Genomic DNA, 24,119 nt, shown 5'->3' on the forward strand with positions numbered 1-24,119 from the left:
GCCATGGCCGACCCGTTCCTGTCCATCCAGCACGTTCGAAAATCCTTCGGCGCCACCACCGTGGTGGAGGATTTCAATCTCGACGTCGAACGCGGCGAATTCGTCTCTTTCCTCGGCCCGTCCGGCTGCGGCAAGACCACGGTGCTGCGGATGGTCGCGGGCTTCGAGGAGCCGAGCGCCGGCAAGATCGTCGTCGGTGGCAAGGACATTACGAGGCTGAAGCCCAACCAGCGCAATGTCGGCATGGTGTTTCAGGCCTATGCGCTGTTTCCGAACCTGACCGTGGCGCAGAATATCGGCTTCGGCCTCAAGGTCGCGGGCATGCCTAGGGCTGACATCGATGCCCGTGTCGCCGAGATGCTCGACATCATCAAGCTGCCGCAGATGGCGGATCGCTATCCCTACCAGCTCTCGGGTGGCCAGCAGCAGCGCATCGCGCTGGCTCGCGCCATCGCGCCGAAGCCGAAGCTGCTGCTGCTCGACGAGCCGCTGTCGGCGCTCGATGCCAAGGTGCGTGTGTCGCTGCGCGAGGAAATCCGCTCGATCCAGAAGAAGCTCGGCATCACCACCATCTTCGTGACGCACGACCAGGAAGAGGCGTTGTCGATCTCGGACCGCATCGCCGTCATGCATGGCGGCAAGGCCGAGCAGGTCGGCACGCCGTTCGAGATCTACAACCGCCCGGCAACCAAGTTCGTCGCCAACTTCGTCGGCACGCTGAACGTGCTGGAAGGCACCGTCACCGATGCCTCGGCAGGCACGGTGCGGGTCAACAGCGAAGAGGTCTCGCTCAAGGGCAAGCTCAACGGTTCCAAATCCGGTGACACGCTGTCGCTGGCGCTCCGCCCGGAAGCGATTTCGCTCGGCCGTCAGCCCGGCCGCGACTCCAGCCTTTCCGGCGAAATCTCCGAGGTGCATTTCCTCGGCTCCGTCATCCGGGTTCGCGTCGGCATCGGCGGCAGCACAGTCTCGCTCGACACGTTCAACAGCCCGGCAACGCCGCCCCCCGCGGTCGGTGAAAAGGCCGAGATCTCGTTCTCGTCGAGCGACATGCTGGTGCTGCACTAGGCCGTGCCGATATTCAGGTGAGGCCGGCCGCAAATGCAGGTTTCCTGCGCTCCCGGTGCCTCACCTATCCCAAATTAATTACGCTCCGGTTCCAGGAACCATCATTTTCGATCCGGTGTGACCTCAACCTCGACACATCCTGGATCCGTCCAAATAGAATGTTCTCGAGCCGGCGCGCTATCCATAGCTGCGACTCGCCTGAAGGCCGGCCGGCTCGCCGATCGAACATCCTGCGCTTGGCCGCTTTGCCACTGCCGCCAATTCCGCTTCACGGATATAACAAGCCATGGCTCTTTTCGAACTCACGCTTGTCCTGCTTTTGATCGCCGTCGCACTGACGGCGCTGTCGCGACGGCTGGAGATTCCTTATCCGTCCCTGCTGGCTTTGGCCGGGGTGGGCATCGCCTTCGTGCCAGGTGCGCCAATGATCGAGATCGATCCGGAACTGGCGCTTGCCCTGTTTATCGCGCCGGTGTTGCTCGATGCCGCCTATGACACGTCTTTGCGCGATCTCAACCGCTACAGGGTGCCGCTTGCGTTGCTGGCGCTCGGTGCCGTCCTTTTCACCACGGCGACCGTGGCTCTGGTCGGCTGGACGATGGCAGGCCTGCCGATCGCGGCGGCCATCGCTCTTGGCGCCATCGTGGCGCCACCCGATGCGGTTGCGGCTTCGGCTGTGCTTGGCCAGTTCAAGGTGCCGCACCGCATCACCGCCATCCTGCAGGGCGAGAGCCTGCTCAACGATGCCACGGCGCTGCTAATTTACCGGATTGCGGTTTCGGCGGCAGCAGGCTCGATTCTGTTGAGCAGCGCCGTTCCGATGATCCTGCTGTCCACCCTTGGCAGCCTGGCGGCCGGCTATCTGCTTGGCCGACTGTCTCTGATGACGCTGGGCCGCATCGAGGACCCGGCGAGTGGCACGGTGGTGCAGTTTGCCGGCACATTCGGGGTCTGGATCCTGGCCGACAGGCTGGGCCTTTCCGCCATCATCACCATCGTGGTCTATGCCATGACCATCGCCCGCACCGCGCCGCGCCGCATGCCGGCCAGAAACCGCATCAGCTCCTATTCAGTTTGGGAAACGGCAGTCTTTGTCCTCAATGTATTGGCTTTCGTGCTGATGGGCCTGCAGGCGCGCACGATTGTTGGCAGGCTTGCCGGCGCGGGGCAGACCGATGCGTTCGTCCTGGCCGGTATCGTGCTTGCCATCGTCATCGTTTCACGTCTGATCTGGGTGCTGGGCTGCGGCGCGATCATCAGGTGGTTTGCCCGTTTCGGCAGCGCGGATCGTCAGCGGGACGCGCCATCGCTTCGCGGCGGCATGCTCATCGGCTGGTGCGGGATGCGCGGTCTGGTGACGCTTGCGGCGGCATTCGCCTTGCCGGCTGAGTTCCCCGCCCGCGACCCGATCGTGCTCGCTGCCTTCACGGTCGTGCTCGGCACGCTGGTGTTGCAAGGCATGAGCCTGAAGCCGCTGCTGCGCCTGCTGAACCTCGACCCGGACGAAACCGTTGATCGCGAGGTTGCGCAGGCACGCGTTGTGGTGATGCAGGCCGCCCTCGACATATTGAGCGGCAAGACATCGGACGCGGCGGCTGCGGTGCGCGAGCAATATGCCGCTCAACGCAAGATCGCCAAAAATCCTGACGATGCCCAGGCGGCCACCGAATATGACCGCTTGCGCCTCTATGCCATCAAGAGCCAGCGCGACGTGCTGGAGGAACTGCGCCGCAACGGCACGATCGGTGACGAAGCCTATCACCGCCTCGAGGAAGAGATCGATTGGACCGAACTGGCGGCGTCGCCACCCGGCCGGTTCCAGCCGCTGACGACATAGAGCCTGCTCCATCCCGATGGAATCAAGATGAAGCAGGCTCTGATTCCTGTTTGAGCATGATCTATTCCGAAAAATCGGGTTCCACTTTTCGAGATCATACTTTGGCCGCTGGCCCAGCCCCGTCGCTCGCCCGGCACATTGCAACCAATCTGCCGAACCGCTACTGCCATTCAACATTGAGCCGGATAAGCAATGAAGCTGGTCAGCTACAACATCCAGTACGGGTTCGGCGGCGACGGGCGCTACGATCTTTCGCGCGCAGCGCGCCTCGTTGCCGGTGCCGACATCATCGCCTTGCAGGAGGTCGAGCGGCACTGGCAGCGCAGCAATTTCGACGACCAGCCGGAACTGCTTTCGCGCCTGCTGCCGGACTATCACTGGGTTTACGGCCCAGCTTTCGACATGGATGCCAGCGAGCGGCGCGACGGCCGTCTGGTCAACCGGCGCCGGCAGTTCGGCACCATGGTGCTGTCGAAGCTGCCGATCGTCTGGTCGCGACTGCATGCGCTGCCGATGCGCCGTACGCTGCGGCCGCTCAACACGCGCAATGCGGCACTCGAGTGCATGATCCGCACGCCAGCGGGCCCGGTGCGGGTGTTATCGCTGCATCTCGCCCACATCGCGGTCGAGGAGCGCTTGGAGCAGATCGACTATCTCATGGCCGAGCACCGGCTGGCACCGTCGGCTGGCGGGCCGTGGAGCGGCGTCGACGACGAGCCCGTACGCAATTGGACTAGCGGCGAAGCTGAGCCAGAAAATCCACTGGCGGCGATCTGGATGGGCGATTTCAACATGGAGCCGGACAGTGCCGAATATCGCCGCATCGTCGGCAGCACGCCCTACCATCGCGGGGCCGCTTACCTTGACGGTTTCGTCGATGCCGCTGCCGTGGCCGGCGAGCCGGCTCAGGATTTCCACACCCATGTAAAGACGATCGACGGCAGGGTGGCAAAGCGGCGGCTCGACCATTGTTTCGTCGGCGGCATGTTTACCGGGCGCGTGCGCTCGGTTGGCGCCGACATCGGCGAAGTTGCGTCGGATCATTTCCCGCTCCGGATCGACATCGACCTGGAAACACCCGGCATCGCCCCATGACACTTTTCGTCTTCTTCGCAGTGCTTGCGGCCGCCGCCATGCATGCGATCTGGAACGCGCTGGTCAAGGTCCATCTCGACCGCTTCCTGTCGATCACGCTGATGACCCTCGGTATGGGCGCCGCGGCCCTCCTGGTGCTGCCCTTCGTCGAAATGCCGAAGGCGCAAGTGTGGCCCTACATCGTCGCCTCCGTGTTTTTCCACATGGGCTACCGGACTTTCCTGATCGGCGCCTACAAGGCCGGCGACTTCGCCCAGACTTATCCGTTGGCGCGCGGCACCGCACCGCTGCTGGCGGCGCTTGGCGGCATGTTCGTCGTCGCCGAGGTTCCGGCCCCGCTTGCCATTCTGGGTATCTTTCTGTTGTCGGCCGGCACGCTGGTGATGTCGTTTCGCGGCGGCGCGCATCTGGAGAGGCTCAACTTGCGCGCGGTCGGCTTTGCGCTGGCCACCTCGATCTTCATTGCCAGCTACACACTGTCGGACGGCAGCGGCGCGAGGCTGGCCGCCACGGCGCAGAGCTATGCCGCCTGGCTGTTCATCTGCGATGCTTTTGGCGCCTTGGTGCTATGCCTCATCTTCCGTGGGCCGAAGGCGCTGCCGGTGCTGGCGCGCGACTGGAAGGCAGGGCTGTTCACCGGAGTGCTCAGCGGTGCGGCCTACTGGATCGTGATGTGGGCGATGACCAAGGCGCCGATCGCCTCGGTGGCGTCGCTGCGCGAAACCTCGATCCTGTTCGCCATGATGATCTCGGTGTTCGCGCTCGGCGAGAAGATGACAGGCTGGCGCGGTGCCGCCGCGCTGAGCATCGTCGCCGGTGTCGTTGCGCTCAGGCTCGGTTAGTCCAGGTGTCGTCTCGCGATCACCCATTTCACCAATGGGGCGACGAAACCAAGCACATCTACAAATGTGCCCCAATTTTTCGATTGAACGTGAGCATCTTGTCCTAAGGAGCAATCCTCAGGTCGAAGACCATCAGTCCGTCGGTGCCGCCTTCGAGCGCCGCGACCAGTCTTGCGCCGGCGCGCTGATGCGCCTCATGCACCAGATAGGCATCGCGCGCGGCCGCATCGCGGAAATCGATGGTGAAGCCGTCGGTGAAGCCGCGCACGAACGGCTCCGGGCTGACATTGGCGCTGAAATTTACCGCGTCCATGCCGTCGATAACCTGTCGCAGCGCCTCGAGGTCGGCATGGATCGCCATGCGCTCGGCGACGGGAACATCGTTGCGGAATCTAGCGAACACACAGTGCCTGATCATTTTTTGTCCCTAAGCCGCTCGATTTCCAGAAAACACGGCCGGCGGCAGCGGCTCGCGGCCGAGGATCAGGTCGGCGCCCTTTTCGCCGACCATGATGGTCGGCGCGTTGGTGTTGGAGGAGGGCACACGCGGCATCACCGAGGCGTCGCAGACGCGCAGGCCTTCGATGCCGCGCAGCCGCAGATCCGGTGTCACCACAGCCATCTCGTCATGGCCCATGCGGCAGGTGCCGACGGGATGATGGTCGGTCTTGGAACTGCGGCAGGCATAATCGAACAGCTCGTCGTCGCTGGCGAGAGACGGGCCGGGGAGCACTTCGCGCATCACATAGGGGGCGAGCGCCTTCTGTCGCATGATCTCACGCGCCAGTCTCAGCCCCTTGATCGACATGGCGCGGTCATAGGGATCGGACCAGTAGTTCGGATCGATCAGCGGGTGGTCGGCGGGATCTGCACTCTTCAGCCGCACCGTGCCGCGCGAGCGCGGGCGCAGGAAGGCCGAGTTCAAAGTGACGCCCGGATTTTTCAGCTTCTCGACGCCGGCCTCGATGCCGGAGCCCAAACCGAGATGGAACTGAATATCGGGCGACGCGGCAGTCGGGTCGGCGTACCAGAAGCCGCCGGTCTCGAACAGGCTGGAGGCCACCGGCCCCTTCTTCAGCAGCAGGTATTGCAGGCCGGCCCAGGCCGTGCGGTGCAGCTTGGCGTAGTTGTCGTAGGTGTGGTCGCCGGTGCATTCGGCGATGACGAACAAATCGAGATGGTCCTGCATGTTGGAGCCGACGCCGGGCAAATCATGAACCGGCGTCACGCCGACCGATTTCAGATGATCGGCCGGACCGATGCCCGACTGCATCAAGAGTTTCGGCGAGCCTATGGCGCCGGACGAGACGATCACCTCGCGCTCGGCGCGCAGGATTTCCTTCTCGCCGCCTGGCTTGTCGACGATTTCGACGCCTATAGCACGGCCCTTCTCGACGACGATGCGGGTCACCAGCACCTCGGTCCTGACGGTCAGGTTCTTGCGGGAGCGGATCGGTCTGAGATAGGCGACAGAAGCGGAGGAGCGGCGGGCATCCTTCTGAGTCAACTGGTAATAGCCGACCCCTTCCTGGCTGGCGCCGTTGAAATCCGGATTGAAGGGGATGCCCATCTCCTGGCCGGCACGGAAATAGGCCTCGCAGATCGGCAGCGGCGAAATCGGGTTCGACACGCCGAGCGGGCCTTGGTCGCCGTGAAAGTCGTTGGCGTAGCGCTGGTTGTTCTCGGCGCGTTTGAAGTAAGGCAGCACATCGCGATAGCCCCAGCCGGCGAGACCCTCTTCCTTCTCCCAAGTATCATAGTCGCGGGCGTTGCCGCGCGTGTAGATCTGGGCGTTGATGGACGAGCCGCCGCCGACGACCTTGGCCTGCGTGTACCAGAAGACGCGATCCTTCATGTGCCTCTGCGGCACCGTCGACCAGCCCCAGGAGGCAATGCCCTTGGTCATCTTGGCAAAGCCCGCCGGCATGTGGATATAGGGATGCCAGTCCTTGCCGCCGGCCTCCAGCAGCAGGACCGAATTTGCCGGATCCTCGCTCAATCGGTTGGCCAGAACACAGCCGGCCGGACCGGCGCCCACGATGATGTAATCGGTCATGACACTGTCCACTTACAGCCGCGGCACGGAGAGCGCGCCGTCGACATTGATGATCGAGCCGGTCGAAAAGCCGAATCTGCCGCCGGCGAGCGCCGCCACCACTGCGCCGATGTCTGAGGCTTCGCCCCAGCGCTTGGCCGGCACCAGCCCGCTATCGATGAGCGCGTCGTATTTGGCGGTCACGCCGGATGTCATGTCGGTGCGGATGATGCCGGGCCGCACCTCGAACACGCCGATGTTTTCGGGCGCAAGCCGAAGCGCCAGGTTCTTCACCCACATCGAAAGCCCGGCCTTGGAGATGCAGTAGTCCGGTCGTTCCGGTGATGCCATTTCGGCGCTGACCGACGTGATGGTGATGATCGATTTTGTGTGGTCGCCCGGTGTAGCCAGCATTGCCTTGGCGACAGCCTGGCTGAGGAACACGGTGCCGCGCAGATTGATGCCCAGCGTGCGGTCGAAATTCTCCGGTTTGAGGTCCAGCAGGTCACCGCGCACGGCAGCGCCGACGCCGGCATTGTTGACCAGGCAGTCGATGCGGCCGAAGGCGCGCGTCGCGGCATCGACAAGCGTGGTGTGGCTGGCGAGATCGGCGATGTCGCAAGGGACATAAGCGAATTTCGCGCCTCGGCCGGCAATATCAGTAGCAAGACCATCCGGCGCTTGTTCGGCCAGATCGGCGACCAGGATGTCGAAGCCGGCATCCGCGAGCGCCTCGGCGCAAGCAAGCCCGATGCCGCGCGCGCCGCCGGTGACGATGGCCGCCGGGCGGGTCATACGGCGAGGTCCATCTTGCGGATATGATCGGCGACGCGCAGCGCTTGTGCCGCGATCGACAGGGCCGGGTTCACGGCGGCCGAGTTGGGCAGGAAACTGGCATCGACGACGAACAGGTTCCGATGGTCGAAGGACCGGCAGAAGGGGTCGAGCGGTGCGGTCGCCGGATCGTCGCCCATCTTCACCGTGCCGCACTGGTGCGAAGGGGTGCGCTTGTCGAAAGGCCGCGACAGAACAATCGGATAGCCGCAAGCGCGGAAGTTTTCGCGCATCACCTTGGTCAACCCGTCAAGTGACTGCATGTTGGAACGCCGCCACTGCATGACGATGTCCTTGCCGTCGACCATGATGCGGCTTTCGGGATCGGGCAGGTCTTCGCACATCAGGTACCAGTCGACGGCGTGGCCGGCCATGAAATCGAGCGCGAATTTCGGCGCGAACTTTACATTGGCCCTCAGCATGTTGCCGTCGATCTTGCCGAGAAGCTGGACATTGCCGAGCGGCTTGCCACCCTTGCCGTCTGACAAATAATAGTCGTTCAGCATCAGCGTCTTCTGGTAGACGGCATCGTTGCGGCGGCGCGGGTCGATCGCCAGCATGGCGCTCGAATTGTGGTTCATGAAATTGCGGCCGACCTGGTCGGAGCGGTTGGCGACGCCTTTGCCGTCTGGCGAGGGCGAGCGAAGCAGGATGACGGCGGAATTGACCGCGCCGGCAGAGAGGATGACCAGCTTCGGTGATACTTTCTTCGCCTCGCCGTCCTGCTGATAGTGGATAGTGGCGATGCTTTTGCCGTCGGGCGACGCTTCCAGGTACTCGACATGGCAGCTGGTCTCAAGCCGGATGTTGCTGTCGTTGAGTGCCGCCGTCAGTGGTCCCGTCTGAGCGTCGACCTTGCCCTGGCCGGTGTTGGGGAAAGCATCCCAGCCGGTCTTGCCCTCTTTCAGCCACGTGTCGATGTCGACGCCGAGCGGCAGCGAGGCCGGATGTAGGCCGAGGCTTTTCAGCTCGGCACGGGCGCGGGCGATGGGGGCCTCGTCGGGCACTGGCTTGTAGGCATACGGGAGCGAATGGAACGGCTCGGTCGGGTCCTCGCCCAGTGCACCGCGCACGCGAAACAGCTGTTCGGCTTTCGAATACCAGGGCTCGAACTCCTCATAGGAAAACGGCCAGGCCGGCGAGACGCCGCCGAAATGCTCCATGGCGGCAAAGTCTTCCTTGCGGTAGCGGATCAGCACAGCGCCATAGAATTTTGAATTGCCGCCGACATAGTAGTAGTTGCCGGGATTGAAGGCAGCCCCTCCCGCTTCGCGCCACATCTCCTTCGGCCGGTAGTGGCCGTTGATGAAAATCGAACGCGTGTCACGCGCGTGCGGCGTCGCCGGCAACGGCACACCGCGTTCCAGCATCAGGATGTTCGCGCCGCTGCCGGCAAGGCCGGAGGCGATCGTTGCGCCGCCGATGCCGGAGCCGATGATGACGATGTCCGGATTTGTCATGGCCGTCAGCGAATGCGGCTCTCGGTCGCCGGATCGAAGAACACAGCCTTTGTCAGGTTGAAGGCGAGCGGCGTGTTGGTGCCCGGCTGGATGTTGGCGTCGGCACGCAGCCGCGCCACCACGCCCTTGCCGCCGAGATTGGTGACGGCGAAGGTGTCGGAGCCTGCAGGTTCGACGACCTCGATATGACAGTCGGCGGTGGCGATGTTCGAGGCGTTGCGTTCGGCGCCTTCCGGGTCGGTCAGCGCTTCAGGACGGACGCCGAAGATGATCGGCTTGCCCTGGAATGCCGATAGGCCGGTCGGTGCATTGGCCATCGGCAGGTTGATCGGCTCGCGCGCCTCGCGCTGGAGCACGACGGACAGCGCGTTGCCATTGGCGCCGATCGTTGCCGGGATCAGGTTCATCGCCGGCGAGCCCATGAAATCGGCGACGAACAGATTGGTCGGGTTGTTGTAGATTTCGGCCGGAGTGCCGAACTGCTGTACCTCGCCGTCGCGCATGACAGCAATCTTGGTCGCCAGCGTCATCGCCTCGATCTGGTCGTGGGTGACGTAGACGATGGTGGTGCCGGTGGTGGCGTGCAGGCGCTTGATCTCGATGCGCATATCGACGCGCAGCTTGGCGTCGAGGTTGGAGAGCGGCTCGTCGAACAGGAACAGTTTGGGGTCGCGCACCAGCGCCCGGCCCATAGCGACGCGCTGTCGTTGACCGCCGGAAAGCTGGCTCGGCTTGCGCTGCAGCAGGTGGCCGATCTGCAAGACCTTCGCCACCTTGTCGATCGCCTTCTGGCGCTCCGCCGCCGGCACGCCGCGCATCTCCATGCCGAAGGAGATGTTTCCGGCCACCGTCATGTTCGGGTAGAGCGCATAGCTTTGGAACACCATGGCGATGTCGCGCTTCGAGGGATGCAGATCATTGATGGTGCGGCCATCGACACGAATTTCGCCCGAAGTGATTGTTTCCAGTCCGGCGATGGTGTTGAGAAGCGTGGACTTGCCGCAGCCGGACGGGCCGACCAGCACTAGGAAGCCGCCTTTCTCAAGCTCGACATCGATCCCCTTGAGGATCTCCACCTGGCCGAAGCGCTTTCTCAGACCATCAATTTCCAGAAAAGCCATCAGATTATCCTTTGACGGCGCCAGCCATGAGACCGCGCACGAAGTAGCGGCCGGCGAGCACATAGACGAGAAGGGTGGGCAGTGCCGCGATCATCGCGGCGGCCATGTTGACGTTGTATTCGACGACGCCGGTCGACGTGTTGACGACGTTGTTGAGCGCCACCGTCATCGGCATCACGTCGCCGGAGCCGGCATAGGCGGAGGCAAACAGGAAGTCGTTCCAGATGTTGGTGAACTGGTAAATCACCGTCACCACGATGATCGGCAGTGAGTTGGGCAGCATGATGCGCCGGAAGATCTGGAAGAAGCTTGCCCCGTCGACCTGCGCCGCCTTGACCAGTTCGGTTGGGAACGCCTCGTAGTAGTTGCGGAAGAACAGCGTGGTGAAGCCGATGCCGTAGACAACGTGGACGAAGACCAGGTTGACTGTCGAATTACCGAGGCCGAAGCTCGTTCCGATCGCATTCTGCAAAGTCACGCCGAAACGGCCGATGCTGCCAAGGATGGTCGCCATCGGCAACAGCACCGACTGGAACGGGATGAAGCAGGCAAACAGCATCAGCCCGAACACCAGCGTCGCCCCGCGAAAGCGCCATTTTGTCAGCACATAGCCGTTGAGCGCGCCGAGCAGGGTCGAGATGATGACTGCCGGAACCACCATCTTGATCGAGTTCCAGAAATAGCCCTTCATGCCGACGCAGGTCAGGCCCGAGCAAACTTCGCTCCACGCCTTTATCCATGGGTCGAAGGTCGGCGCTTGCGGCAGCGCCAGCATGTTGCCGTTCTGGATCTCTTCCATGGTCTTGAAGGAGGTCACCAGCATGACGAACAGCGGCATCAGGTAGAACAGCGCAAACAGCGCCAAGAGCCCGTAGATGACGATGCGGTTGATGAGCTTGACGTTGACGCCGCCTGAGGCCTGACGGGCGGGAGTGGTGACGGCGCTCATCGCGGCTTCTCCCTGAGTTCCGAATAGAGATAGGGCACGATGATGGCGACGATGGTCATCAGCATGATCACGGCGCTGGCCGAGCCGACGGCCATCTCGTTGCGCTTGAAGGTGTACTCGTACATGAAATTAGAGGGCAGCCAGGCCGAGCCGCCGGGGCCGCCGCTGGTCAGCGCCACGACAAGGTCATACGACTTGATGGCGAGGTGCGCGAGCACGATGAAGGCCGACAGGAAGATCGGCCGCAGCAGCGGGATGACGATGCGGCGGTAGAGCTGGAAGGTGGTGGCGCCATCGATCTGCGCCGCCTTCATGATCTCGCCGTCGATGCCGCGCAGACCGGCCAGGAACATCGCCATGATGAAGCCCGAGGCCTGCCAGACACCGGCGATGACCACCGTGTAGATGACGAAATCCTTGTTCTTGATCCAGTCGAAATGGAAGCTCGTCCAACCCCATTGATGCAAGGTCTGCTCGAGGCCGAGGCCGGGATCGAGGAACCATTTCCAGGCAACCCCGGTGACGATGAAGGACAGCGCCATCGGATAGAGATAGATCGGCCGCAGCACGCCTTCGCCGCGGATCTTCTGGTCGAGCAGGATGGCCAGGAACAGGCCGAGCGCCAGGCAGATGAAGATGTAGAGAAAACCGAAAATGCCCACGTTGGTGATCGACGTGTACCAGCTTGATGGCGGGTCGGTGTCGAAGGTCCAGCCCCACAGCCGCTGATAAGCACGCGAGCCGGTGATGGCATAGGACGGGAAGGTCTTGGAATTGGTGAAGGACAGATAGATCGTCCACAGGATGAAACCGTAGACGAAGACGATGGTGATGGCAAAGCTCGGTGCCAGCACGATCTTGGGCAAGGCGTCCTGCAGGCGCGAGCGCACCGAGGCGCCCGGGCGTGCGTGCTCCGGCGTCAGCTTGATCTGGCTTGTCGCTACCGTGCTCATGAGGCTCCTCCCGTCGACGCGCGACCAACCGGCTTCGCGGATCGGAGCCTTCCCCACCGGGGCGGGGAAGGCGTTTTCTTGTGTGGCGCTTACTTGGCGTCGTCGATGGCCTTGACCAGTTCGGTCACGGCCTCGTCCGAGGTCTTGATCTGACCATGGACGAACTTGGAGACGACATCCTTGTAGGCATTGGCGACCGCCGGAGGCGCGCCATAGCCCTGGGCCAGCGAGCCGAACAGCGTGCCGCCTTCGTTGGCTGCCTTCAGGTCGGCGATGCCCTTCTTGCCGCAAGCGTCGAAGTCCGTGTCCGGAACGTCGGTACGGGCGGGAACCGAACCCTTGACGACGTTGAAAGCCGACTGGAAGCTCTTCGACAGGGTGGCGGTGGCCAATGCGACCTGGGCGGCCTTGCGGTCGTCCGGAACGTTGAACATGCCGAACATGTCGGAGTTGTAGACTACCGAACCTTCGGTGCCCGGGAAGCGATAGCACAGGAAGTCCGTGCCAGGCGTTTTCTTAGCGGCGTTAAACTCGCCCTTGGCCCAGTCGCCCATGACCTGCACAAGGGCATCGCCCTTGATGACCATGGCGGTTGCAAGGTTCCAGTCGCGGCCCGAGAAGTTCGGGTCGACATAGGTGACGAGCTTGGCGAGGTTGTCGAACGACTTCTTCATCGTGTCGGACTTGAGAGACTCGTCGTCAAGGTCGTTGAAGGCCTTCTTGTAGAATTCAGGTCCGCCGGTCGACAGCACGACGGAGTCGAACATGGTGGCTTCCTGCCAGTTCTGGCCGCCGAGAGCGAGCGGGATCACGCCTGCCGCCTTGGCCTTGTCGAGCAGGGCAACGAAGTCGTCGAAGGTCTTCGGCTCGGTGCCGCCGATCTTGTCCATGACGGCCTTGTTGATCCACAGCCAGTTGACCGAGTGGACGTTGACCGGAGCCGCGACCCATTTGCCTTCATAGACCGAGAACTTCTGCAGGGCGGCCGGAACGGACTTGTCCCAGCCTTCCTTCTTCGCCGTCTCGGTCAGGTCGCCCATGACGCCGGCAGCGGCATAGTCGAGCACGGTGTAGCCGAGCATCTGCGAGGCGGTCGGGTAATTGCCGGCCGCGACCATTGCCTTCAGCGCCGTCATGGCAGCGTCGCCGCCACCGCCGGCCACCGGCACGTCTTTCCAGGCGTAACCTTCCTTGGCCAGGTCACCCTTGAGGACGTTGAGAGCAGCCGCTTCGCCGCCCGATGTCCACCAATGCAGCATCTGGACTTCCTTGACGTCCTCGGCATGAGCCGCGAAAGCCAGACCGGATGCGAGAGCCGTTCCGATAAGCAGTTTGCGCAACATGTACTTCCTCCCTTGTTGCATTACACGACCGGTGGAAGCCCACCGGGTTCTTCTCAACTCAGCCGACCCACCATCCGGTGCGTTGGCCGCGGTGAAACTGGATTGTCTTTTCTTCGGTATAGTCCTCGACGGCGCGTTTGCCGAGTTCGCGTCCGATACCGGACTGCTTGTAACCCCCAAAGGGAAGCTCGGGATAACCTTCCATGAATGTGTTCACCCAGACGGTCCCCGAACGCACGCCACGCGCCACCAACATGCAAGTGTCGATGCTGGCGCTCCACACGCCCGCCGACAAACCATAGGGCGTGTTGTTGGCGATGTGCAACGCCCTTTCAATCGATTCAAAGGTCAGCACCGAGAGCACCGGGCCGAAAACTTCCTCGCGCGCTATGGCCATCTCTTCGGTGACATCGCGGATGATGGTGGGATCGAGGTATTGGCCGGCATTGGAGGCCAGCTGCTTGCCGCCGCTGTAGACGCTGCTGCCTTCGGTTGCGGCTGCCGCAACGTAACCTGCCACCTTGGCCAGGTGATCGGATGAGATCATCGCGCCGACCTTGGTCTGGTCATCGAGCGGATCGCCGATCGTCACCCTGGCGGTGAGCGCCTTGACGGCATCGAGAAAATCATCGGCGATCGCCTCATGCACGATCAACCTGCTGCCGGCATTGCAGCATTCGCCGGCATTGAAGAAGCCGCCGAACACCGCCGCGTCGGCGGCAGCCTTGAGGTCGGCGTCGGGGAAGACGATCTGGCCGTTCTTGCCACCGAGTTCCATCGAGACTTTCTTCAGCGACTGCGCTGCCGAGGCCATCGTCATCTTGCCGACGCGGGTGGAGCCGGTGAACGACACCATCTCAACCAGGGGATGACTGACCATCGGGGCGCGGCGGGCGGCGCCGAGACCTGCAAGGATGTTGACGACACCGGCGGGCAGCCCGGCCTGCATCAGGATATCGCCGAGCACGAAGGTCGAGGCCGAGGTCATCTCGCTCGGCTTGACCACCGCCGTGCAGCCGGCGGCGAGCGCGAAGGGCAGCTTCTGGCTGACGATCAGGAAGGGAAAATTCCACGGCGTGATGATCGAAACGACGCCGATCGGTTCGCGCAGCACGACGCCCAGCATGTCATCGCCGAGATTGGCGTAGGATTCGCCGTGCAGCGTGCGGGCGAGCGAGGCGGCATAGCGCCAGATGTCGACGGCACCGCCAATCTCGCCGCGCGCCTGGGCGATCGGCTTGCCGGACTCCAGCGCGTCGAGCCGGGCGATCTCCTCCAGCCGCGTCTCGATCAGGTCAGCCGCCTTGAGCAAGATCGCGGCCCGTTCGGCCGCTTTCATGCGCGGCCACGGGCCGGTTTCGAACGCCTTATGAGCAGCCTGCACCGCAGCTTCCACTTCGGCCTCGCCGGCCTGGGCATAGTGCGAGACGGTGAAGCCGTGGCCGGGGCTCTGGCGCGCAATCGTGCGGCCGTCACGGGCATCGACATGCTTGCCGTCGATCAGCAGCTTGTACGCCTTCGGCGCTGCGGACGCCTCGGCCGGCATGGAAATCTTGAGGGGTGCGTTCATGGGTTTCCTCTAGGATCTCGAAAAGGCCGGCTTCTGCTTGGTCTTGAAAGCGCCGACACCGGCCTTGAGGTCGCTCGTCAAGGCGATGAAGCCGCTGGCCAGCGCTTCCGTGGCAGCGGCACTTTCCTCGCCTTCAGCGACCGCGATCATCAATTTGGCGGCTTCCGTCGCCAGTGGTCCGCGCTCAGCGATCTTTTCTCCCCATGCCTTGGCTTCGTCGTGTGCCTTGCCGGTTTCGACCACCCGGTCGACCAAACCCAGGGCCAGTGCTTCGGGCGCGAGAAAGATTTCGCCGCCCAACGCCATGCGACGCACTGTCTGCGCACCGAAGCGGCGCACGGCGCGCTGCGTGCCGGACCAGCCCGGAACGACGCCGATCGAGGTTTCGGGGAAGCCCAATTTCACCTGTGTTTCCGCGACGCGGAAATCGCAAGCCACGGCCAGTTCCAGCCCGCCGCCCAGCGCATGGCCGGACAGTACGGCGATGGTCGGCTGCCGCAGCCGCGCCAGCCGGTCGAAGACACGGTGGCCGTAGCGCACCCATTGCACCTGGAAATCGGCCGCACTCATCTGCGCCCATGCCTCGACATCGCCGCCGGCGCAAAAGCCCTTGCCTTCGCCGCGCAGCAGCACGACACGCACGCCGTCCTCGTCCTCAGCCGCGTCGAGCGCCGTCTCCAGCGCGCGCAGCATCGGGATGTCGAGTGCGTTGAATTTCTCCGGCCGGCGCAGCGTGACGATGCCGATGGCGCCATCCTGCTCGAAGGTGACGAGAGGTTCAGCCATGCGCGCCTCCAAGCGAGGCGCCGCCATCCAGCGACAGGCCGATCGGCTGGTCGCGATAGAGCGCTTCCGGGGTCGTCTTGAGATCCTTGGCGAAGCCCAACGGAATTTCCGATTGCGCCATTACATCGCGCTGTAGATCGATGCCGGGTGCGAGTTCAGTTACCACCAGACCTTCCGGCGTCAGCTTCATCACGCAGCGCTCGGTGACATAGGTGATGTCTTGCCCCTGCGCGACCGCCCGCTTGCCCGAAAACGAGATGTGCTCGACCTCCGCGACCACCTTCTTGACCTTGCCCTCGTGGTCGATGCGGATGCCGCCATCGGCCAATGAGAGCTTGGCGCCGGCGTTGAAGAAGCCGGAGAAGACGATCTTCTTCGCCCGCGCGGTGATGTCGACAAAGCCGCCTGCGCCAGCCGTCACATGCGGCCGCGCCGAAAGCTTCGAGACATTGACTGAGCCATGGCGGTCGATCTGCAGGAAGGACAGCAGTGACGCATCGAAGCCGCCGGCCTGGAAATAGATGAACTGGTGCGGCGAGGGCATGAAGGCGTCGGCATTCGACGAGCAGCCGAACTTGAAGTCGAGCAGCGGCACGCCGCCGACCGCGCCCTGTTCGATGACCCAGGTGACCTTGCCGTGCTGGCCTTCCTCGAGCAGGATGCGCGGCACATTGGCGGAAATGCCGAAGCCGATGTTGACGGCCATGCCGTCGCGCAGTTCCATGGCGACGCGGCGCGCGATCACCTTCTGGACATTCATCTCGGCATTGCGGAAACTCGACAGCGGCCGGAAGATCTCGCCCGAGATTGCCGGATCGTAAGGCGTCAGCGTGGTCTGCAACTGGTCGGGCGCAACGACGACATGGTCGACCAGCACGCCGGGCACGCGTACGTCATGCGGCTTCAGCGTGCCGTTCTCGACGACGCGCTTGACCTGCGCGATGACGACGCCGCCATTGTTGCGGGCAGCCAGCGCCTGTTCGAGGCCGCCGAGATAGGCGCCCTCATGCTCGTATGTGAGGTTGCCGCGCTCGTCCGCCGTGGTGGCGCGGATGATCGAAACATCAGGCACGATCGAGCGGAAATAGAGCCATTCCTCGCCGTCGAACTGCTGCACCGATACGATCGGCTCGCTGGCGGCGGCGTTCATGGCGCAGCCCTGGTGGCGGGGGTCGGCGAAGGTGTCGAGACCGACCTTGGTCAGCACGCCCGGCCGCTTGGCGGCTGCCTCGCGGTGCATGTCGAACAGGATGCCGGATGGCACGTTGTACGCGGCGACCGAATTGTCGCCGATCATCTTCCAGATCTGCGGCGGTTCGGAAGAGGAGGGGCCGGACGGATAGGAGCCGCACAAAGTGCGCTTCAGCAGGCCGGGCTTGGCCAGATGGTCAATGCCCTTGATGCCATACATGTCGCCGGCGGCGATCGGGTGCAGCGTAGTGATGTTCTTCGGATGGCCTTCGCTATCGAAGCGCTCGCCGATGGCTGCCAGCACGGCGTCCGGGCAGCCGAGGCCGCTTGACGAGGACACCGACACGACCATGCCGTCCTTGATCAGGATTGCGGCTTCAGATGCGGAAACGACCTTGTTCAATTCATGCTCCCGAGTTTCGGGTCGATCTTGACGGCCCTGCCGGAGCTGGCCGATTGCAATGCCGCTTCAGCCGAAGCCAGCGACCAGATGCCGTCCTCGCCGGTGGCGGCTGGCTGGCCCTCGCCATGGATCGCAGCATGGAACTGGCGCACGGAGCGCGCATAAAGATCCTCGCGGTCGAAGCTCAATTCCTCTTCGCCTGCTGCCGTGCGCAGCAGCACCAAGCCGATCGGCTTCTGAGTCATCACATTGCTGGCGATCAGCGAGCCTTCCGAGCCGTGCACCTCGAAGCCGGTGCCGGCGAATTTGGTGGTGAAGCCCTCATGCGACTGCGCAATGACACCCGATTTGAAATGCCAGATGCACATGGCGCCATCCTCCAGCCCGCTGCCGGCCATGCCGGCCGACTGCGTGAAGCAGGAAACCTCGACCGGATCGTCGCCGAGCACGAAACGCAGCGTGTCAGCGTCATGCACGGTGATATCGAGCACCACGCCGCCGCCTGCTTCGGGTTTGGCAATGCGCCAGCCCTGCAGATTCTCAGGCAGATAGACGGCATGGAAGACGCGCGCGGCGATCGGCTTGCCGATGCGGCCGGCGGCGATCGCCTCGCGCATGGTGCGGTGCGCGCCGGCATTGCGCAGATGATGGTTGGTGCCGAGCACGATGCCGGCAGCCCTGGCGGCAGCGACCATCGTGCGCGCATCGGCGCTGCTTAGCGCCAGCGGCTTTTCGCACAGTACGTGCTTTCCCGCCTTGATGGCGGCGAGCGCCTGTTCGAGATGCAATTCGTTGGTGGTCGAGATGTAGACGGCGTCGATGTCGGCGCCGAGTAGGGCATCAAGCGTCGAGACAGCAAGCGGAATGTTGTTTTCCCCGGCATAGGCGGTGGCGCGCTCGGGGCTGGAACTCATCACCGCCGCGATCTCACCATCGCCTTGCGCACGGATGGCGTCGATCATGAACTGTCTGGCGATCGTGCTGGCGCCGATCAAGCCCCATTTGACGCTCATGCCGCGTCCCCCGAACCCGCGGGCCTGTTTCGAGCGCGGCGATCCGGGCCGCAGCTTTCCCTGACCACGAGATTGACCGCGCCGATATGGTCTTCGGCGCGGGTGGTGCGCGACTGGATCATTTTCAGCATGACATGGGCGGCGCGTTCGCCGAGGCCCGCCGAGTCCACCGCGACGCTGGTCAGAGCCGGCATATAGTGCTCGGCCTCGGCCACGTCGTCGAAGCCGACGACGGCGAAATCCGCGCCCGGCTCAAGTCCGCGCTTGCGCAGCGCCAGCATGGCGCCAAAGGCGACGGCGTCGTTGAAGCAGAGTGCCGCGGTCGGCGGCTCAGCCATCGCGAGAGCGGTCTCCAGGCACGCGATACCACCTCTGCGGCTGGTCTCGCCTTCGACGACAAGTGCGTCGCGGGCGGCGATGCCCTGCGTCTCACAGGCTTCGCGAAATCCGCCAAGCCGCTCGTGATAGACCACCAGATCGGACGAGCCGCCGAAGAAGACCAGCCGGCGATGTCCCTTGCCGATCAGATGAGCGGTGGCGAGATAAGCCCCGCGATGATTGTCGGGTGCGATCACGGGAATGCGGCTTTCCGGTAGCCGGCGCATGGCGAAGACCACCGGCAGGCCCGCCGTCTCGATCCTGCGGAAGGCGCCCGGCGTCGTGCCGCGGGCCGGCGACACGATGAGGCCGGCGACGCCTTGCTCCATCAGCGATTTCAGAACTTCTTCCTGGCGCACCGGATTTTCCGCCGTGTTGGCGATGAACGGCACGATGCCGGCCGACTGGAAGACGCGCTCCATGCCGACCGCCAGTTCTGCGAAGAAAGGATTGGTGAGATCGTTGATGACCATGCCGATGACGTTGGAGTGAGCCTTGCGCAGATTGGCGGCGCCGCGGTTGTAGACGTAACCGACATCCTCGATCGCCTTGCGCACCTTGCTTGCGGTCTCAGGCCGGATCAGCCCGCTGCCCTGGAGCACGAGCGATACCGTCGATTTGGACACGCCTGCTTCACGGGCGATGTCGAATATCGTCGCCTTGGCCCGGCTGGCCATCGAGATGCACCCTCCCAACTTTGTGATCAAGTTTTATTGGAACGTTCTAATCATCGGTTCGATCCCGAGTCAATCCAGATTTCTTCTCAGCCGAAAAAATCAATTGTGCGTACTCAAATGGCATAGCCTGCAAGGCTTTCCGTGCTGCGATGCAGCATTTGCCTGTGAATGAACTCTGAATTTTAAAGGTTCTTGATTTATTGGAACGTTCCATTTATAGGCGCGGCAAAGGGAGAGCTCGATGGACATTTCCTTGCCTGGTGAGAATGGCCGCAGCGCCCGCTATACGCTTGCCGGCCAGCCGGTGCAGCCGGTGATCGGCGCGCGGTTTTCGCGCATTGCCTATGCCGCCGCGCACGTCGTTGCCGATCCGCTTGCGATGACCGATCCGTGGTCCGGGCCGGTGGTCGACTGGGACAGGACGATGGCGTTCCGGCACCATCTGTGGCGGCTCGGCTTCCGCATCGCCGAGGCGATGGACACGTCGCAGCGTGGCATGGGTTTCGACTGGACAAATGCGCAGGAATTGATCCGCCGCTCGATCGCCGAGGCGCGTACCGTCGATGGCGCCGACCTAGCCTCGGGCGCTGGCACCGACCATCTGGCGCCGGCCGCTGCCAGGACGCTTGATGACGTGATCACCGCCTATGAGCAGCAGTTCGCTTTCATCGAAGGGCTGGGCGGCAAGGCGATCATGATGGCCAGCCGGGCGCTCGCGGCGACAGCCAAGGGCCCGGATGACTATGTGCATGTTTACGACCGCATCCTCGGCCAGGCCTCCGGCAAAGTCATCCTGCATTGGCTGGGCGACATGTTCGATCCGGCGCTCGAGGGCTACTGGGGCAGCAGCGATTTCGAGGCCGCGCTCGACACCGTCGTCGCCATCATCGAACGCCACTCCGACAAGGTGGAAGGGATAAAAATCTCGCTGCTCGATGCCGGCAAGGAGGTCGCGCTCAGAAATCGCCTGCCGGATGGCGTCGTCATGTTCACCGGTGACGACTTCAACTACCCCGAACTGATCGCCGGCGACGGGCAAAGGTATTCGCATGCGCTGCTCGGCATTTTCGACGCCATCGCACCGGTCGCCAATGCAGCACTGGCGAAACTGGCGGATGGGGACTGCGCCGGCTATGACGCCTTGATGGCGCCGACCGTGCCGCTATCGCGAAAAATCTTCGAGGCGCCGACCGAATATTACAAGGCCGGCATCGTCTTCATGGCCTGGCTGAACGGCCATCAGGATCATTTTGCGATGGTCGGAGGCATGCAGTCGGCGCGCGGCATCCGTCACTATGCCGATGTATTCCGCCTTGCCGACCAGGCAGGGTTGCTGGCCGATCCGGACCTGGCGGTTGCCAGGATGAAGAATCTTTGCGCCGTGGCGGGCGTCTAGGTCCGCGACGAGGCTGGCCCTCGAAGCAGCCGGTCGTATGGGACTTGCTGTCACGCGAACGCCGAGCCTGTCTCAAATGATGGCTTGCGCGCATAGAGGTCTCATCAGCCCTTCCGTCGTCGCGCGAGCACGGAATAATTTGCGGGTAGGCAATTTCTTTTGACCCAATTTCTCCCGAGGCGCGAATGATCTGATCGACCGTGGCCCGTACCGGTCACCGCCCGGACGGGCGCGTTGCGCTCGAAAAGCTCACCGCCAGCTTCCCTTGGAGCGAACGACATTGTCCAACTCTGGCGAGCCGGCCGGGACGTCGATCTAAGTCCGATTGTCTGGGTTGGATGGTGGGCGTGACAGGGATTGAACCTGTGACCCCTGCAATGTCAATGCAGTGCTCTCCCGCTGAGCTACACGCCCATCCGAAGCCGCGCATACACCATTTTTGATCCAGCGCGTCAATAGCAGGAAAAAGGAAAGAAGGCGTCGTCTCGCCGCAGCGGCGAAGAGGTGCGGCGCCTCGCTTGGAAAGCGGCTCAGGCTGCCTGAAGCATCTTCTCGACCTCGTTGACGAGATCGCGCAGATGGAACGGCTTCGACAGCACCTTGGCGTCTTTCGGCGCCTTGGAATCCGGGTTCAGCGCAACGGCGGCGAATCCGGTGATGAACATGACTTTCAAATCAGGATCGATCTCGGTGGCGCGGCGTGCCAGCTCAATGCCGTCCATCTCCGGCATGACGATGTCGGTCAATAGCAGCGAGAACGGCTCCTCGCGCAGCCGCTCATAGGCGCTGGCGCCATTGTCGAAATCGCTGACCTGGTAACCGGCGCGCTCAAGCGCCTTGACGAGGAACCGACGCATATCGTCGTCGTCTTCCGCCAGAAGAATGCGTGCCATGATATCCCGTCCGAATCACCCGCTCGAGATTGCCGTTGGGCAAGCCCGTTAACCATCCTGTATATGAGGAGGTGAGGGTAAACATCAAGTGAACGAGGTGGGCGATGATCCATATTTGCCCGGCGGCGCGCGGCCGCTGAAATGCTGGACACGCGGCCAGCAAGGTGGCACCTTCACATCATGATGCACTGGTGTTTTCGGGTTCGTTCAAATTGAAGACGGCAGCCGATGATTTTTCGGTCTTTCCACCCTTCGAAATCCGGTCGGGCGCCGAGCAGCGCGTTCCCTTCCTCTTCAACTCACCGCATAGCGGCCGTTACTATCCCGAACGCTTCCTTGCCATGGCAAGGCTGGACCGCAACGCCATCCGTCGGTCGGAAGACTGTTACGTCGATGAGCTGTTCGGCGGCGCCGTCGCACTCGGCGCACCGATGCTGGCGGCGAATTTTCCGCGCGCCTATCTCGACGTCAACCGCGAGCCGTGGGAGCTCGATCCGCGCATGTTCGCCGAGCCAGTGCCGTCCTTCTGCAACATCCGCTCGGCGCGGGTTGCCGGCGGACTTGGCACGGTGCCGAAGCTGGTCGGCGAGGGGCTCGACATCTATCCCGGCCGCTTGCCGCTGGCCGAAGCCGTTGCCCGCATCGAAGCCGTCTACAAGCCCTATCATGAGACGCTGAAGCGGCTTTTGACCAGAACCCATGCGCGCTTCGGCTTCGCCGTGCTGATCGATTGCCATTCGATGCCGGCGAGCATCCGTGTCGGCGACAACGGCCTGCGGCCCGACTTCATCATCGGCGATCGTTTCGGCATCTCGGCCACCGCAGCCCTGACCGAGACCGCGATCGGCCTGCTCACCGCCATGGGCTATACGGTCGCCCACAACAAACCCTACGCCGGCGGCTTCATCACCGAACACTACGGCCGCCCGGCGCGTCATCTGCATGCGCTGCAGATCGAGGTCAATCGCGGGCTCTACATGAACGAGCGGACATTCGAGAAGGCAGCCGGCTTCGATGCGCTGGCCGACGATTTGACGCGATTTTCAGCCGACCTGATGTCGATGCCCGACCATCATTTCATCGACCTGCCACTGGCCGCGGAGTGAAATCCGCCTTGTTTTCATGCGTGTCGTTGCACCAAACCGCTGCGCACCCTCGGGGCAGGCCCGTAGGCATGCTTTTGGGTGACATGCATTGGAAATCGCGGCGTAAAAAAAGACCGCATCGTTTGCACGATACGGTCGAAGTCTAGGGAGGAAACGCCCAAGGAGGGCATGGACAGGAGAACCTGTCCGAGGCTAAGGTTATTGTGCGCTGCACAAATGTCAAGCGACCTTCAGGCTTTTTTAATTCACTCTGATGTGGAAATTGCGTTTCGACGACGCTTGTGTGACATCTGGGCAACAGATGTCGTCACGGAAAAATCGTTGAATACCCTTGTTTTGGCATAAAATCGGCGGCAGAGCACGGCTCGGGCATGCTGCAATGCGGGAGAATCAGTTGGACATCAGCATCGATTTCATGCGCCGCATCGCGCAGGCGGCGGCGGCGGAGACCTTGCCGCGCTTTCGCAGCCAGGGTGCTGTGGCCAACAAGGAAAAGGGCAGTTTCGACCCGGTCACCGAGGCCGATCACGAGGCCGAGCGCGCCATCCGCGCGCTGATCTCAGCGCAGTATCCCGACCATGGTATTCTGGGTGAGGAACACGGCAGCGAGAACATTTCGAGCCGGCATGTCTGGGTGATCGACCCGATCGACGGCACGCGCGCCTTCATTTCCGGCCTGCCGGTGTGGGGGACGCTGGTCGGGCTGACGGTCGACGGCGACGCCGTTGCCGGAATGATGTCTCAACCCTTCACCGGCGAACTCTTCTACGCCAACGCCTCGGGCTCCCACTATGAGGGGCCGGGTGGGCCGCGAAAACTGACAACCCGCAAGACGACGAAACTCGCCGAGGCGACGCTGTTCACCACCACGCCGGCATTGTTCAAGGGCGAGGCGCGCAATCGCTACGACCAGTTCGAAAAGCAGATCCAGCTCGCCCGCTACGGCGCCGATTGCTATGCCTTTGCCATGATCGCTTCGGGAAGCGTCGACATTGTCGCCGATCCCGGATTGAAGCCCTACGACATCGTCGCGCTGATCCCGATCATCGAGAAGGCCGGTGGCGTCGTCACCACATTCGATGGCGGGCCGGCGGAAAATGGCGGCGATGTGCTAGCAGCGGCGACGCCAGAGCTTCATGCGGCCGCGATGGCAGCGCTACGCGGCTGAC

Annotated in this window: 21 protein-coding genes and 1 tRNA gene; 7 read left to right on the forward strand and 15 right to left on the reverse strand. The window is 63.1% G+C overall.

Annotated features, from left to right (window positions below):
- The first annotated feature begins 3 nt into the window (after positions 1–3).
- From NKI73_RS20615 to NKI73_RS20630, 4 genes are all read left to right on the forward strand, one after another.
- On the forward strand, positions 4–1,068 hold the full coding sequence (locus NKI73_RS20615; RefSeq protein WP_352632744.1) for an ABC transporter ATP-binding protein: 1,065 nt from the start codon (positions 4–6) through the stop codon (positions 1,066–1,068).
- 286 nt (positions 1,069–1,354) lie between these two features.
- Positions 1,355–2,905: a cation:proton antiporter gene (locus NKI73_RS20620; protein ID WP_352632745.1), complete on the forward strand. Its 1,551-nt coding sequence runs from the start codon at positions 1,355–1,357 to the stop codon at positions 2,903–2,905.
- Positions 2,906–3,097: 192 nt separating this feature from the next.
- Positions 3,098–4,000: an endonuclease/exonuclease/phosphatase family protein gene (locus NKI73_RS20625; RefSeq protein WP_352632746.1), complete on the forward strand. Its 903-nt coding sequence runs from the start codon at positions 3,098–3,100 to the stop codon at positions 3,998–4,000.
- Positions 3,997–4,842: an EamA family transporter gene (locus tag NKI73_RS20630; protein WP_352632747.1), complete on the forward strand. Its 846-nt coding sequence runs from the start codon at positions 3,997–3,999 to the stop codon at positions 4,840–4,842. Before NKI73_RS20625 ends, NKI73_RS20630 begins: the two co-directional genes overlap by 4 nt.
- 103 nt (positions 4,843–4,945) lie before the next feature.
- Here the strand turns inward: NKI73_RS20630 and NKI73_RS20635 are convergent, their stop codons facing one another.
- From NKI73_RS20635 to NKI73_RS20695, 13 genes are all read right to left on the reverse strand, one after another.
- Positions 4,946–5,260 carry a Dabb family protein gene (locus NKI73_RS20635; protein ID WP_352632748.1) on the reverse strand — a complete coding sequence of 105 codons (315 nt, stop codon included), beginning with the start codon at positions 5,258–5,260 and terminating at the stop codon, positions 4,946–4,948.
- Between the two features lie 9 nt (positions 5,261–5,269).
- The gene (locus tag NKI73_RS20640) at positions 5,270–6,898 is read right to left on the reverse strand and encodes a GMC family oxidoreductase (RefSeq protein ID WP_352632749.1); all 1,629 of its coding nucleotides are present in this window, start codon (positions 6,896–6,898) and stop codon (positions 5,270–5,272) included.
- Positions 6,899–6,910: 12 nt separating this feature from the next.
- Positions 6,911–7,672 (reverse strand): 3-ketoacyl-ACP reductase, encoded by a 762-nt coding sequence (locus NKI73_RS20645; RefSeq protein ID WP_352632750.1) that lies wholly within the window; start codon positions 7,670–7,672, stop codon positions 6,911–6,913.
- Positions 7,669–9,171: a GMC oxidoreductase gene (locus tag NKI73_RS20650; RefSeq protein ID WP_352632751.1), complete on the reverse strand. Its 1,503-nt coding sequence runs from the start codon at positions 9,169–9,171 to the stop codon at positions 7,669–7,671. Before NKI73_RS20650 ends, NKI73_RS20645 begins: the two co-directional genes overlap by 4 nt.
- Before the next feature lie 5 nt (positions 9,172–9,176).
- Positions 9,177–10,292 (reverse strand): ABC transporter ATP-binding protein, encoded by a 1,116-nt coding sequence (locus NKI73_RS20655; RefSeq protein WP_352632752.1) that lies wholly within the window; start codon positions 10,290–10,292, stop codon positions 9,177–9,179.
- Positions 10,293–10,296: 4 nt separating this feature from the next.
- The gene (locus tag NKI73_RS20660; protein WP_352632753.1) at positions 10,297–11,241 is read right to left on the reverse strand and encodes a carbohydrate ABC transporter permease; all 945 of its coding nucleotides are present in this window, start codon (positions 11,239–11,241) and stop codon (positions 10,297–10,299) included.
- Positions 11,238–12,194 (reverse strand): carbohydrate ABC transporter permease, encoded by a 957-nt coding sequence (locus NKI73_RS20665; RefSeq protein ID WP_352632754.1) that lies wholly within the window; start codon positions 12,192–12,194, stop codon positions 11,238–11,240. Before NKI73_RS20665 ends, NKI73_RS20660 begins: the two co-directional genes overlap by 4 nt.
- 89 nt (positions 12,195–12,283) lie before the next feature.
- Positions 12,284–13,537, reverse strand: a complete 1,254-nt coding sequence (locus NKI73_RS20670) for an ABC transporter substrate-binding protein (RefSeq protein WP_352632755.1) — start codon at positions 13,535–13,537, stop codon at positions 12,284–12,286.
- 58 nt (positions 13,538–13,595) lie between these two features.
- Positions 13,596–15,107: an aldehyde dehydrogenase family protein gene (locus NKI73_RS20675; protein ID WP_352632756.1), complete on the reverse strand. Its 1,512-nt coding sequence runs from the start codon at positions 15,105–15,107 to the stop codon at positions 13,596–13,598.
- A gap of 9 nt (positions 15,108–15,116) precedes the next feature.
- A complete protein-coding gene (locus NKI73_RS20680; RefSeq protein ID WP_352632757.1) occupies positions 15,117–15,893 on the reverse strand; it encodes an enoyl-CoA hydratase/isomerase family protein in 777 nt (258 codons plus the stop codon).
- Positions 15,886–17,487: an acyl CoA:acetate/3-ketoacid CoA transferase gene (locus tag NKI73_RS20685; protein ID WP_352632758.1), complete on the reverse strand. Its 1,602-nt coding sequence runs from the start codon at positions 17,485–17,487 to the stop codon at positions 15,886–15,888. Before NKI73_RS20685 ends, NKI73_RS20680 begins: the two co-directional genes overlap by 8 nt.
- On the reverse strand, positions 17,484–18,500 hold the full coding sequence (locus tag NKI73_RS20690) for a Gfo/Idh/MocA family protein (RefSeq protein ID WP_352632759.1): 1,017 nt from the start codon (positions 18,498–18,500) through the stop codon (positions 17,484–17,486). The genes NKI73_RS20685 and NKI73_RS20690 overlap by 4 nt, the downstream gene beginning before the upstream one ends.
- Complete coding sequence (locus NKI73_RS20695) at positions 18,497–19,555, reverse strand: LacI family DNA-binding transcriptional regulator (protein ID WP_352632760.1); 1,059 nt, start codon at positions 19,553–19,555, stop codon at positions 18,497–18,499. The genes NKI73_RS20690 and NKI73_RS20695 overlap by 4 nt, the downstream gene beginning before the upstream one ends.
- 241 nt (positions 19,556–19,796) lie before the next feature.
- Here NKI73_RS20695 and NKI73_RS20700 point away from each other — a divergent pair, with 241 nt between their 5' ends.
- Positions 19,797–20,951, forward strand: coding sequence for a dihydrodipicolinate synthase family protein (locus NKI73_RS20700; RefSeq protein WP_352632761.1), 1,155 nt, complete (start codon positions 19,797–19,799; stop codon positions 20,949–20,951).
- A 339-nt stretch (positions 20,952–21,290) separates the two neighbouring features.
- Here the strand turns inward: NKI73_RS20700 and NKI73_RS20705 are convergent.
- Positions 21,291–21,365: transfer RNA gene (locus tag NKI73_RS20705), tRNA-Val, on the reverse strand.
- Between the two features lie 116 nt (positions 21,366–21,481).
- Complete coding sequence (cpdR, locus tag NKI73_RS20710; RefSeq protein ID WP_006199474.1) at positions 21,482–21,844, reverse strand: cell cycle two-component system response regulator CpdR; 363 nt, start codon at positions 21,842–21,844, stop codon at positions 21,482–21,484.
- Between the two features lie 164 nt (positions 21,845–22,008).
- Here cpdR and NKI73_RS20715 point away from each other — a divergent pair, with 164 nt between their 5' ends.
- Together NKI73_RS20715 and hisN are read left to right on the forward strand one after the other, a co-directional pair.
- Positions 22,009–22,950, forward strand: a complete 942-nt coding sequence (locus NKI73_RS20715) for an N-formylglutamate amidohydrolase (protein ID WP_352632762.1) — start codon at positions 22,009–22,011, stop codon at positions 22,948–22,950.
- 394 nt (positions 22,951–23,344) lie between these two features.
- Complete coding sequence (hisN, locus tag NKI73_RS20720; protein ID WP_352632763.1) at positions 23,345–24,118, forward strand: histidinol-phosphatase; 774 nt, start codon at positions 23,345–23,347, stop codon at positions 24,116–24,118.
- Position 24,119: the final 1 nt, after the last annotated feature.

The organism is Mesorhizobium sp. M0496, assembly GCF_040321205.1.
Lineage (GTDB): Bacteria > Pseudomonadota > Alphaproteobacteria > Rhizobiales > Rhizobiaceae > Mesorhizobium.

Coding starts and splice junctions, on each gene's coding strand:
- NKI73_RS20615 (WP_352632744.1), top strand. CDS start 4: ATGGCCGACCCGTTCCTGTCCATCCAGCACGTTCGAAAATCCTTCGGC.
- NKI73_RS20620 (WP_352632745.1), top strand. CDS start 1,355: ATGGCTCTTTTCGAACTCACGCTTGTCCTGCTTTTGATCGCCGTCGCA.
- NKI73_RS20625 (WP_352632746.1), top strand. CDS start 3,098: ATGAAGCTGGTCAGCTACAACATCCAGTACGGGTTCGGCGGCGACGGG.
- NKI73_RS20630 (WP_352632747.1), top strand. CDS start 3,997: ATGACACTTTTCGTCTTCTTCGCAGTGCTTGCGGCCGCCGCCATGCAT.
- NKI73_RS20635 (WP_352632748.1), bottom strand. CDS start 5,260: ATGATCAGGCACTGTGTGTTCGCTAGATTCCGCAACGATGTTCCCGTC.
- NKI73_RS20640 (WP_352632749.1), bottom strand. CDS start 6,898: ATGACCGATTACATCATCGTGGGCGCCGGTCCGGCCGGCTGTGTTCTG.
- NKI73_RS20645 (WP_352632750.1), bottom strand. CDS start 7,672: ATGACCCGCCCGGCGGCCATCGTCACCGGCGGCGCGCGCGGCATCGGG.
- NKI73_RS20650 (WP_352632751.1), bottom strand. CDS start 9,171: ATGACAAATCCGGACATCGTCATCATCGGCTCCGGCATCGGCGGCGCA.
- NKI73_RS20655 (WP_352632752.1), bottom strand. CDS start 10,292: ATGGCTTTTCTGGAAATTGATGGTCTGAGAAAGCGCTTCGGCCAGGTG.
- NKI73_RS20660 (WP_352632753.1), bottom strand. CDS start 11,241: ATGAGCGCCGTCACCACTCCCGCCCGTCAGGCCTCAGGCGGCGTCAAC.
- NKI73_RS20665 (WP_352632754.1), bottom strand. CDS start 12,194: ATGAGCACGGTAGCGACAAGCCAGATCAAGCTGACGCCGGAGCACGCA.
- NKI73_RS20670 (WP_352632755.1), bottom strand. CDS start 13,537: ATGTTGCGCAAACTGCTTATCGGAACGGCTCTCGCATCCGGTCTGGCT.
- NKI73_RS20675 (WP_352632756.1), bottom strand. CDS start 15,107: ATGAACGCACCCCTCAAGATTTCCATGCCGGCCGAGGCGTCCGCAGCG.
- NKI73_RS20680 (WP_352632757.1), bottom strand. CDS start 15,893: ATGGCTGAACCTCTCGTCACCTTCGAGCAGGATGGCGCCATCGGCATC.
- NKI73_RS20690 (WP_352632759.1), bottom strand. CDS start 18,500: ATGAGCGTCAAATGGGGCTTGATCGGCGCCAGCACGATCGCCAGACAG.
- NKI73_RS20695 (WP_352632760.1), bottom strand. CDS start 19,555: ATGGCCAGCCGGGCCAAGGCGACGATATTCGACATCGCCCGTGAAGCA.
- NKI73_RS20700 (WP_352632761.1), top strand. CDS start 19,797: ATGGACATTTCCTTGCCTGGTGAGAATGGCCGCAGCGCCCGCTATACG.
- cpdR (WP_006199474.1), bottom strand. CDS start 21,844: ATGGCACGCATTCTTCTGGCGGAAGACGACGACGATATGCGTCGGTTC.